This window comes from Pseudomonas sp. SDO5591_S426, assembly GCF_054070755.1.
In genome coordinates this window covers 1-11,142 of record NZ_JBSVXD010000182.1, presented here as the reverse complement: position 1 = coordinate 11,142, position 11,142 = coordinate 1, and the positions used below count along the sequence as shown (strand labels likewise).

Sequence of the window (11,142 nt, the reverse complement as noted above, 5' to 3'; positions counted from 1 at the left end):
ATCTTTTGACTTTGATTCTAAAAAACAAGATCAAAAGATCGCAGCCTTCGGCAGCTCCTACAGGTGAAGCCGACCCGTCTTACTGAATCTCCTCAGGCTTCACGATCACCCAGTTCTTGTCGGCAGTCACCGGCAATCCTTCCTTGGCTTGCGCCGCAGCGTGCTTGGCCATCATGCCGTTAATCTGGGTCATGTATTTGTCTTTGCGGTTGACCCACAGGTGGATACCGCCCTTGGCCACGTCAACATCGTGGAACAGCATGTAGCCGTCGCTGGTTGGAGTATCGCCGCCGACCAGTACCGGTTTTTTCCACTCGTCGATGTAGGTCAGGATCGCCGCGTGCTTGCCGGCCATCCAGGTCGCCGGGGTCCACAGGTACGGGGTCAGTTCGAGGCCGAGGTTGGCCTTCTCGTCATATTTGCCGGCGGTGATCTGCTTGCGCGCGGTGGTCAGTTCGCCGGTTTTCGGGTCCTTGAGCAGCAGCGACACACCGATCACGTTCTGCGGTTTGACGTTGTAGCCGTACTTCGGATCGGCCGCGACCATCCGCACCAACTCTTCGGAGGCGGCGGTCATCACGTAGACCTCGATGCCGTTCTCCATCAGTTTGTTGTACAGCTCTTGCTGACCGGTGAAGATTTTCGGCGGGTTGACGTCGAGTTTCTTGACCACGTCGCCTTCGTAATAAGTGGCCGGCACCGGTTTGCCGGACGCCATCAGCTCGTCGACATAGCTCTTGAGTTCCTTGAGCGTGAAGCCGGAGAACACTTGCGCGACCCATGGGTAGCAAACCATGTCGTCGACTTCGCAGAGGCGGTAGTAGTAGCTGAACAGGCTTTCCTTGTGGTCGGCGGTGTCCTTGAACGGCATCAGTTTCAGGGAGGGATCGAGCTTCTCACGGGTGATCAGGCCCTTGTTCTCCATGAACGGCAACAACGACTCTTCGAGGTCGTAGCGGTAACTGGTGTTGTCCATGTCGAACACCGCGTAGTTACCTTTGTTGGCGTTGGCCGCGATCATCGCGTCCAGTGCCTTGGCTTGATCGGCCGGCCAGTGCTTCAGATCCGTGGCGAGTACCTGACCGGCGAGGCCCAGGCAAAGTGCAGCGACCAGAAATTTCGGTGCGAACTTCATCGGCATGCTTCCCTTATTGAAAGACCCTGATTGAAAGACATCGACGCTAACAAATAACTGTGACAGTCCTCGTCTGTCAGCGACCGCCAACGTACCCTTCGCGCCACGTGCATCCCCGAGAGCGACGCCGGCTTATTCCAAAAACGACAGTTACCAGACGTTTTCGGTATTAAATCATTGGAAATCAAGCTGTTAGGCTTGCCGGTTCGCAGCTGCCCCGGAAGGCAGTTGGCACATGTCTAATGGGAGTTCCAATGAATCTGCCGCTGATTCTCAATCTGCTGGTGTTCCTCGCCCTGCTTTTCGGCCTGGCGCAAACGCGTCACACCAACTGGAGCCTGGCGAAAAAAGTCCTGCTCGCGCTGGTGTTGGGCGTGGCGTTCGGTGTTTCGTTGCACACGGTTTACGGTGCCGGAAACCCGGTGCTGAAAGCCTCGATCGGCTGGTTCGATCTGGTGGGCAACGGTTACGTGCAACTGCTGCAAATGATCGTGATCCCGCTGGTGTTCGCCTCGATCCTCAGCGCCGTGGCCCGTCTGCATAACGCGTCGTCGTTGGGCAAGATCAGCTTCCTGACCATCGGCACGCTGCTGTTCACGACGGCCATCGCGGCGCTGATCGGCATCGGCCTGACCAACCTGTTCGGTCTGACCGCTGAAGGTCTGGTAGCCGGTACTCAGGAAATGGCGCGCCTGCAAACCATCCAGACCGATTACGCGGGCAAGGTCGCCGACCTGAATGTGCCGCAACTGCTGCTGTCGTTCATCCCGCAAAACCCGTTCGCCGATCTGGCGCGGGCCAAGCCGACCTCGATCATCAGCGTGGTGATTTTCGCCGCGTTCCTGGGTATCGCGGCGCTGCAACTGCTCAAGGATGACGTGGAAAAAGGTCAGAAAGTGATCAACGCCATCGACACCCTGCAAGCCTGGGTGATGCGTCTGGTGCGTCTGGTGATGAAGCTGACCCCGTACGGCGTACTGGCGCTGATGACCAAAGTGGTCGCGGGCTCCAACCTGCAAGACATCATCAAGCTCGGCAGTTTTGTGGTGGTGTCCTACATCGGCCTCGGTCTGATGTTTGTGGTTCACGGCGTGCTGGTTTCGGCCGCCGGGATCAACCCGCTGCGCTTCTTCCGCAAGATCTGGCCGGTGCTGACGTTTGCCTTCACCAGCCGTTCGAGCGCTGCAACGATCCCGTTGAGCATCGAAGCGCAGACCAGCCGTTTGGGCATTCCGCAGTCCATCGCCAGTTTCGCCGCTTCGTTCGGCGCGACCATCGGCCAGAATGGCTGCGCCGGTCTGTACCCGGCGATGTTGGCGGTGATGGTCGCGCCGACCGTGGGCATCAACCCTCTGGACCCGTTGTGGATCGCGACGCTGGTGGCGATTGTGACGCTGAGTTCGGCCGGTGTGGCCGGGGTTGGCGGCGGTGCGACGTTTGCCGCGCTGATCGTGTTGCCGGCGATGGGCTTGCCGGTTTCGCTGGTGGCGCTGCTGATTTCCGTCGAGCCGCTGATTGATATGGGGCGTACGGCGTTGAACGTCAGTGGGTCGATGACGGCGGGTGCGATTACCAGTCAGGTGATGCAGCAAACGGATAAAGAACTGCTGGATGCGGATGAGCATCCGGAGCTGGCGCACGCTTGATCGGTGCCTGATAGACCGCTATCGCTGGCAAGCCAGCTCCCACAATGTTTAGCGGTGTTCACACATGTTGTGTTTCACCGCGGTCCCTGTGGGAGCTGGCTTGCCAGCGATGCTTTTAAGCTTTTTCCCAGACTTCGAAGTTGTACGCCGGTTTGTCATCAACCGCCGGATTTTCGATATTGGAAACCAGTTTCCATTCGTTCAAATCAAACTCCGGAAACCACGCATCCCCTTCCGGGCTCAGCGCCACGCGGGTCAGGTACAAGCGATCAGCCTGCGCCAACCCTTGCGCATACAACTGCGCCCCGCCAATCAGCATCAGCTCATCGACGCCCTGCTCCTTCGCCCATTCCTCGGCGCGAACCACCGCAGCTTCCAGCGACGGATAAACCTCCGCGCCTTCGAGCAGCAGATCCGTCTGACGGCTGACCACGATGTTCAAGCGGCCCGGCAGTGGACGACCGAGGGAATCCCAGGTCTTGCGACCCATGATGATCGGCTTGCCCAGCGTGGTGGCTTTGAAGTATTTGAAATCCCCCGGCAAGTGCCAGGGCATGCTGTTGTCGACGCCGATCACACGGTTTTCACCGAGGGCTGCGATCAGGCTGAGGGGGAGTGATTTAGTCATGTCGGCGAGGATACCAGAGCCTCGCTTTCGCCGATAAGCGCCACAACGGTTATGCTCACAGCTCATTTAAGCGACGGGATGCCGCGTGACTGAACTGAATAACCTCTGGCTGACAGAAACCATCCGCCTGCGCGAAGAGCACGCCGGCCCTCTGGAAGATCTGGAAGCCAATCGACTGGCCCGCAGCGCGGGCGGTGATTTGCCGACGCGCATTCAGCGCCGTGCCCTGTGGCTGGCGGAACGCGACGGCTTGAGCGACGCACTCAAACACTGGCTGCAAGGTGCGCGACTGGCATTGATCGTACTGGCGGTGCTGGCCGTGGTCAGCGGCGCTGGCCTGGCGTTTGCCGCGATGGGCGACGGCCTGCACCCGGTGAATGTGTTTTGGGCCTTGGGCAGCCTGCTCGGCCTTAATCTGATTCTATTGTTGAGTTGGGCGTTGGGCCTGGTGTTCGCCGGCGAACACGGCGCCAGCCTCGGGCGTCTTTGGCTGTGGCTCAGTGAAAAATTTGCGCGGGACGCCAAAGCCGCGCAACTGGTGCCGGCCCTGCTGCTGTTGCTGCAGCGGCAGAAGCTCAATCGCTGGGCCATCGGCGTGCTGGTCAACAGCTTGTGGTTGCTGGCGATAGTCAGCGCGCTGGTGATCCTGCTGACGCTGATGGCGACCCGGCGCTATGGCTTCGTCTGGGAAACCACGATCCTCAGCGCCAACACCTTTATTGCCGTGACCCAGGCGCTCGGCGCGTTGCCGGCCCTGCTCGGTTTCAGCGTGCCGACCGAGGAAATGATCCGCGCCAGTGGCGATGCCGCACTGAACATCGAAAGCGCCCGGCAGGCCTGGGCCGCATGGCTGGTGGGCGTGCTGCTGGTCTACGGCGTGGTGCCGCGCTTGTTGCTCGCGGTGTTTTGCCTGTGGCGCTGGACATCCGGTAAAGCGGCCCTGCGTCTGGATTTGAACCTGCCTGGCTATGCGCAACTGCGCGAACGGTTGATGCCTACCAGTGAACGCCTCGGCGTCAGCGATGCCGCGCCAGCACAACTTCATCGCGTGGAAAGCGGCGTCAGTGAACAGCAAAGCGATGGTGCGCTGTTGGTCGCCATCGAACTGGACGACGACCGCCCGTGGCCACCGCAACTGCCGAAAAACGTCATTAACGCCGGCATCCTCGATAGCCGTGAATCGCGGAACAAACTCCTCGAACAGCTAAGCCGTTTTCCGCCTGAGCGTCTGGCCATTGCGTGCGATCCACGGCGCTCGCCGGATCGCGGCAGCCTTGCATTGATCGCCGAACTGGCCCGCAGCGCCAGCGCCACCCGCGTCTGGTTGCTGCAAGCACCGCCCGGCGAAGCGCTGGACGCCGACCGTCTCGGCGATTGGCATGTGGCGTTGCAACAACTGGAGCTGCCGTTTGCCGATTGTGCGCCGCTGAACTGGCTGGAGACGGGTCATGACTAACCCCCTGAAACTCGCCGTCGTCGGCCACACCAACGTCGGCAAAACCTCACTCTTGCGCACCCTGACCCGCGATGTCGGCTTCGGCGAAGTGTCCCACCGCCCCAGCACCACGCGGCATGTCGAAGGTGCGCGGCTGTCGGTGGATGGCGAGCCGTTGCTCGACCTCTACGACACGCCCGGCCTGGAAGACGCCATCGCCCTGCTCGACTACCTCGAACGCCTGGAACGCCCCGGCGAACGCCTCGACGGCCCGGCGCGACTGGCGCGTTTCCTCGATGGCAGTGAAGCGCGACAGCGTTTCGAGCAGGAAGCCAAAGTCCTGCGCCAATTGCTGGCCTCGGATGCTGGTCTCTATGTAATCGACGCCCGGGAGCCAGTGCTGGCCAAATACCGCGATGAACTGGAAGTGTTAGCCAGTTGTGGCAAACCGCTGCTGCCGGTGCTGAATTTCGTCAGCAGCGCCAACCATCGCGAACCGGCATGGCGTGAAGCGCTGGCGCGGCTGGGTCTGCATGCACTGGTGCGATTCGACAGCGTCGCGCCGCCAGAGGACGGCGAGCGCCGTCTCTATGAAAGCCTCGCCCTGCTGCTGGAAACCGCGCGACCGCAATTGGAGCGCCTGATCGCCGATCAACAGGCCCAACGTCTGGCCCGCCAGCAAGGCGCCACGCGGTTGATTGCCGAATTATTGATCGATTGCGCGGCCTGCCGACGCAGCGTGGTCAGCGACGCCGAACAGGAACAGCAAGCGATCAGCGAACTGCGCAAATCCGTACGTCAGCGAGAGCAGCGCTGCGTGGAAGCGTTGCTCAAGCTCTACGCCTTCCGCCCACAGGATGCGGCGGCCAGCGATTTACCGCTGCTGGATGGTCGTTGGGGCGATGACTTGTTCAACCCGGAAACCCTCAAGCAACTGGGCGTTCGCGTCGGCGGTGGTATCGCCGCAGGTGCCGCTGCCGGCGCCGGGGTGGATTTGCTGGTCGGTGGCATCACCCTCGGCGCAGCTGCACTGGCTGGAGCGATTGCCGGCGGCGCCCTGCAAACCGCGCGCAGTTATGGCAGCCGCTTGCTGGGCAAGATCAAGGGCCAGCGTGAGCTGACCGTCGATGACAACGTGCTGCGACTGTTGGCGCTACGCCAAAGGCAATTGCTGCAAGCGCTGGAGGCCCGTGGGCATGCGGCGATGGACAGCATTCAGGTGGCCACGCCGCAAGACAAGGGCTGGCGCGAAGGCAAGTTGCCCGAAGCGCTAAGCAAGGCGCGGGCGCATCCGCAGTGGTCGTCGCTTAATCCGCAGCCGAAGTTGAATCAGGCGGAGCGGCAGGAGCAGGTTGAGTCTTTGGCTACAGTTTTGTAGCGTCTGATTGGGCCCTATCGCTGGCAAGCCAGCTCCCACAGGGTTTTCTGGTGCACACGAGATCTGTGGCACCAAAAAATCCTTGTGGGAGCTGGCTTGCCAGCGATGGCAGCGACTCGATTTAAAGGCTCACGCCGCCAACAACCGCACCGCTTTGTCCTTCAACACCGCCAGATCAATCACCGGCACATGCATCTCTTTCGCCAATTCATCCCACTGCCGCATGCGCAAACTGACCTCACACAACGGGTCCTTTTCGAACGCGTCAGCCTCTTCAACCGTCATCACCCCACCCTGATATTCCAGGGTCCGGCGACTGGCTTCGCTCAACCGCTCGTAGTAACCAGGCTCCTTGAGCGTCAGATAACGCTTGGCTTGCACGTGGTATTCGACCAGCCGCGCCATGCGTTCGCTGAAGCCGGCGCGGCGCAGGTAATCGGCACCCAGGCGCTCATGACTGACCACACCGAAGCCGCCCATGTTCTCGGCGCTTTCGGCACAGATATGCCCGATGTCGTGGAAGAAGGCGGCCACCACCACTTCATCATCGAAACCTTCGGCCATGGCCAGTTCGGCAGCCTGGGACATGTGTTCGATCTGCGACACGGGTTCGCCGATGTAATCGTCGGCGCCGAAGCGTTCGTATAGTCCGAATACTTCGGCGATCACTTGTTCGTTGCGGTCCATCAGAAGTCTCCCGATAAAATTCTGCTGGTTTTGGAATCGATATCGCGGGCAAGCCTTGCTCCTACAAGTTATGCGTCGATCGCGAAATTTCATACGACGCAAATACTGTAGGAGCAAGGCTTGCCCGCGATGAGGCCCTGTCAGCCGATAAAGATCTTACTTGGCCGCCACTTTCTCCGACTTGCCGTCATAACGCTTGCGCCATTCGGTCAGGATCTCGTCGCGATTCTTCGAGGCCCACGCAAAGTCGTTCTTGATCAAACGCTGCTCGTAGTCGGCTGGTAGTTCGGTCTGCGGTTTGGCAATGCCCGGCTGCGCGAGTACGGCGAAGTTCTCTTTGTAGAGTTCCATGGCCTCAGGGCTGGCCGAGAAGTCAGCCAGTTTCTTCGCCGCTTCTTCGTGGGCAGTGCCTTTGATCACGGCAGTCGCTTCGATCTCCCAGCCCAGGCCTTCCTTCGGCAGGATGATGTCCAGCGGCGCGCCTTGGCGCTTCAACTGAACGGCCGGGTATTCGAAGGAAATACCGATCGGGAATTCACCAGCGGCCGCCAGTTTGCACGGCTTGGAACCGGAATGAACGTACTGGCCGATGTTCTGGTGCAGGCCATCCATGTAGGCCCAACCCTGCTTCTCGCCGAAGGTTTGCAGCCAGGCGCTGACGTCGAGGAAACCGGTGCCGGACGACGCCGGGTTCGGCATGACGATCTTGCCTTTGTACTCAGGCTTGGTCAGGTCTTGCCAGCTCACGGGTTTGGTCAGGCCCTGCTTCTCGGCTTCGACGGTGTTGAAGCAAATGGTTGCAGCCCAGACGTCCATGCCGACCCAGGCTGGCGGGTTGGCGGCGTCGCGGTAGTTAGCGCCGATCTTGCCCAGGTCCTTCGGTGCGTAGCTTTGCAGCATGCCTTGCTGATCGAGGATCGCCAGGCTCGAAGCGGCCAGGCCCCACACGGCGTCAGCCTGCGGGCGGGCTTTTTCGGCCAGCAGTTTGGCGGTGATGATGCCCGTTGAATCGCGCACCCACTTGATTTCGACGTCCGGGTTGGCCTTCTCGAAAGCTTCTTTGTAGGTCTTCAGTTGCTCGGCTTCGAGGGCGGTGTACACCGTCAACTCGGTTTTCGCCGCAAAGGCGTTCAGGCTGAAAGCGGTGAGGACAGCAGCGGCCAGGGCCATAGGCTTGAACATGATCTTTTCCTGTTTTTTGAGTTGAAGGGTTATACGGTTTCAGTGACTGGGCGCGGTCTGCCGCCAGGCCTGTGAGCGGCGCAGCAAACCGCGCGAGGCCCAGGCCAGCAGCAGGGACACACCCGCCGAGGTGAACAGAATCAGGGTCGACATCGCCGCCGCGCCGCCGACGTTGCCGGCGTCGTCCATGTTCAGCACCGCCACCGCCGCGAGGATGGTGTCGGGGCTGTAGAGGAAGATCGCCGCCGAAACGGTGGTCATGGCCGAGACGAACAGGTAGCGCACGATGTCCAGCAGCGCCGGCAGGCAGATCGGCACCGTCACCCGCAGGTAATGGCGGTACAGCGGCGCCTTGAGCGACAGCGCGGCGGCTTCGAACTCGGCGTCGAGTTGGCGTAGCGCGGTGGTGGCGGTCATTTGCGCGGTGGTCAAATAGTGCGCGATGGTGCAGACCACCAGCAGGGTCATGGTTCCGTAGAGCACGTGCAGCGGGTTGCCGGTCAGGTTGAAGAAGAAGACGTAGCCCAAGCCCAGCACCAGGCCCGGCACCGCCATCGGTACGAAACTGAGCATGCGCAGTGTCAGATTCAGCCCACGCTGGCCCTTGGTTTTTTCCATCAGGTAGGCGCCGGTGAAGATCAGCACGCTGCCGATCAACGCCGTGCACAACGCCATCTTCACGCTGTTGCCGTAGGCCAGCCAGCCACCGCCGGCGGTGTCGTTGAACTGGTAATGGTTGAGCGACAACGACAGGTTGTACGGCCAGAACTTCACCAGGGACGAGAACACCGCCATGCCGAACACCAGCAGCAACGTGGCGCAGATCAGCAGCACGATGGTCAGGTAGCAACCGTCGCGCAGTTTCGACGGCGCTGGTTTGAACACTTGCGCACGACCGCTCATGGAGTCGCCGTGGCGCCGACGCAACCAGGCATCGACCCCGAAACTGAACAGCGCCGGCAGCAACAACACCATGCCGATCAACGCACCGCGACCGAATTGTTGCTGGCCGACCACCGCCTTGTAGGCTTCCAGCGCCAGCACTTGATAGTCGCCCCCGACCACCACGGGCACGCCGAAGTCGGTGATGGTCAGGGTGAAGACCAGACAGAACGCGGCGAAAACAGCCTGACGCGTCGCCGGCCAGGTGATGCTGCGGAAGGCTTTTGCAGGACTGGCGCCCATGCTCGAAGCGGCATCGAACAGGCGCGCATCCGCCAGGGACAGCGCCGACAGCAAAATCATCAAGGCGTGTGGAAAGGTGTAGATCACCTCGCCGAGCACAATGCCCCAGAAGCCATAGATGTTGTCCGCGACCAGCCCGCGCAACATGCCCTGATTGCCGAACAGGTAAACCAGTGCAATCCCCGGCAACATCGACGGCGCCATCAATGGCAGCAGCGAAATACCACGCCAGATACCTTTGCCCGGAATCAACGTGCGTTGCAGTGCGTAGGCAAACAGGTAAGCCAGCGGTACGACAATCGCTGCGACGCTGAGGGAAACCTTCAGGCTGTTACCCAGCAACCAGTGGAAATTTTCGCTGCTCACCAGTTCCTTCGCGGCGACCCAGCCACCGCCCTGCCCGGCCTCGGAACTGAAGCCACGCCAGAAGATCGCCAGCAAGGGCATCAACACGGCGACACCGAGCAACACCAGCAAGAGAACCTTGCCGCCGACCACGAACACCCGATCACCGATCTCGGCGCGGGAGATCTGCCGAGCCTGCTTGTGCGGGATCGGCAGCGCGATGTTCGCGCTCATCAGGCAAACACCTGCAGGCTGCGCGGTGGCAAGGCGACCATGATCTGCTGCGCGCCGAGGCGCGGCATGGCTTCCGGTGCCAGTTCGGCCAACAAGGCGTGACCCGGCAGGTGATCGAGTTCGAAGCTCATGCGGCAGCGGTTGCCGAGGAAAGTGATTTCACGCACCTTGGCCGGGAACAGGTTTTCCTCGTGCACCACAGGATTGACGTTGATCGCTTCAGGGCGGCAAAACAGCCGGCCCGATGCGGTCTTCGCGCTGCCATCGGCGAGGCGCATGTTCATTCCGCCAACCTGGGCATGGCTGTCGCTGCTGCTATGGAACGGCAGCCAGTTGCCCTGACCGACGAACTCCGCAACGAACGGCGTGGCCGGGCGGTTGTAGATTTCCTGCGGCGTAGCGTACTGCTCGACCTTGCCGTTGTTCATCACGGCGATGCGGTCGGCCATCAGCATGGCTTCGTCCTGGTTGTGGGTGACCATCAGGGTGGTGATGCCAAGGCTGCGTTGCAGTTGGCGCAGCTCAGTACACAGATGCTCGCGAACGCGGGCGTCGAGAGCCGACATCGGTTCGTCGAGCAGCAACAGCGAAGGCGCCGGTGCCAACGCGCGGGCCAGTGCAACCCGCTGCTGCTGGCCGCCGGACAACTGGCCCGGGTACTTTTTCTCGCTGCCGCTCAGGCCGACCAGTTCCAGCATCTGACCAACGCGCTGACGCACCTGATCGCGACCGCTGCCGGCCAGGCCGTAGGCAATGTTCGCTTCGACGGTGAGATTGGGAAACAACGCGTAGGACTGAAACAGAATGCCGTAGTCCCGCGCCTGCGGTGCCAGATGGGAAACGTCGCGATCACCCAGGTACAACTCCCCGCTGTCCTGCTTCTCCAGACCGGCGATGCAACGCAGCAAGGTGGTTTTGCCGCAGCCCGACGGGCCTAGCAAGCAGACCAGTTCACCGGCCGCCACGTCGAGGGAAACGTTATCCAGCGCGGTAAAGGCGCCAAAGCGCTTCTGTACGCCGCGCACTTTCATCGGTGCGCCGGGGTTGGTCAGGGCAGTTGCGATCGAGCTGTTCATGGACGGACCTCATCTAGCAGATGGGGTCATCCTAGAGTTGTAATGAGTCCGTCATGTGGCAGTAAGGCAAAAACTGCCGATAGTGGTATTCGAGGATTTTAGTTCAGAAGATTCAGGTCATGAGTTGTTTGATCTGGCCTCATCGCTGGCAAGCCAGCTCCCACAGGGAGCTTCAGTGAATACAGATTTTGTGAACACCGGAAACACCTGT

At 60.9% G+C, this 11,142-nt stretch carries 9 protein-coding genes; 3 read left to right on the top strand and 6 right to left on the bottom strand.

Features of this window, described 5'->3' with window-relative positions; all coding sequences use genetic code 11:
• Window positions 1–79: 79 nt before the first annotated feature.
• Window positions 80–1,135, bottom strand: a complete 1,056-nt coding sequence (locus ACW9JC_RS24915) for a haloacid dehalogenase-like hydrolase (protein WP_457458288.1) — start codon at window positions 1,133–1,135, stop codon at window positions 80–82.
• A gap of 254 nt (window positions 1,136–1,389) precedes the next feature.
• On the opposite strand from ACW9JC_RS24915, the gene ACW9JC_RS24910 reads away from it, so the two are divergent.
• Window positions 1,390–2,781, top strand: coding sequence for an L-cystine transporter (locus ACW9JC_RS24910; protein ID WP_457458286.1), 1,392 nt, complete (start codon window positions 1,390–1,392; stop codon window positions 2,779–2,781).
• Between the two features lie 115 nt (window positions 2,782–2,896).
• Here the strand turns inward: ACW9JC_RS24910 and ACW9JC_RS24905 are convergent, their stop codons facing one another.
• Window positions 2,897–3,409, bottom strand: coding sequence for a dihydrofolate reductase (locus tag ACW9JC_RS24905; RefSeq protein ID WP_416127717.1), 513 nt, complete (start codon window positions 3,407–3,409; stop codon window positions 2,897–2,899).
• 85 nt (window positions 3,410–3,494) lie between these two features.
• Between ACW9JC_RS24905 and ACW9JC_RS24900 the strand changes: the two genes are divergently transcribed.
• Window positions 3,495–4,865, top strand: coding sequence for a DUF2868 domain-containing protein (locus ACW9JC_RS24900; RefSeq protein ID WP_457458284.1), 1,371 nt, complete (start codon window positions 3,495–3,497; stop codon window positions 4,863–4,865).
• On the top strand, window positions 4,858–6,222 hold the full coding sequence (locus tag ACW9JC_RS24895; RefSeq protein ID WP_457458282.1) for a GTPase/DUF3482 domain-containing protein: 1,365 nt from the start codon (window positions 4,858–4,860) through the stop codon (window positions 6,220–6,222). The genes ACW9JC_RS24900 and ACW9JC_RS24895 overlap by 8 nt, the downstream gene beginning before the upstream one ends.
• Before the next feature lie 129 nt (window positions 6,223–6,351).
• On the opposite strand, the gene ACW9JC_RS24890 is transcribed toward ACW9JC_RS24895, so the two are convergent.
• The 4 genes from ACW9JC_RS24890 to ACW9JC_RS24875 all read right to left on the bottom strand — a co-directional run bounded on the left by ACW9JC_RS24890 (window position 6,352) and on the right by ACW9JC_RS24875 (window position 10,931).
• Window positions 6,352–6,909, bottom strand: a complete 558-nt coding sequence (locus ACW9JC_RS24890) for a phosphonate degradation HD-domain oxygenase (RefSeq protein ID WP_457458280.1) — start codon at window positions 6,907–6,909, stop codon at window positions 6,352–6,354.
• Window positions 6,910–7,065: 156 nt separating this feature from the next.
• Entirely contained in the window at window positions 7,066–8,091 is a 1,026-nt protein-coding gene (locus ACW9JC_RS24885; protein ID WP_015097240.1) for a putative 2-aminoethylphosphonate ABC transporter substrate-binding protein, read from the bottom strand.
• A gap of 39 nt (window positions 8,092–8,130) precedes the next feature.
• Window positions 8,131–9,855 carry a putative 2-aminoethylphosphonate ABC transporter permease subunit gene (locus tag ACW9JC_RS24880; protein WP_457458278.1) on the bottom strand — a complete coding sequence of 575 codons (1,725 nt, stop codon included), beginning with the start codon at window positions 9,853–9,855 and terminating at the stop codon, window positions 8,131–8,133.
• Window positions 9,855–10,931 (bottom strand): putative 2-aminoethylphosphonate ABC transporter ATP-binding protein, encoded by a 1,077-nt coding sequence (locus ACW9JC_RS24875; RefSeq protein WP_416127722.1) that lies wholly within the window; start codon window positions 10,929–10,931, stop codon window positions 9,855–9,857. The genes ACW9JC_RS24880 and ACW9JC_RS24875 overlap by 1 nt, the downstream gene beginning before the upstream one ends.
• Window positions 10,932–11,142 lie beyond the last annotated feature (211 nt).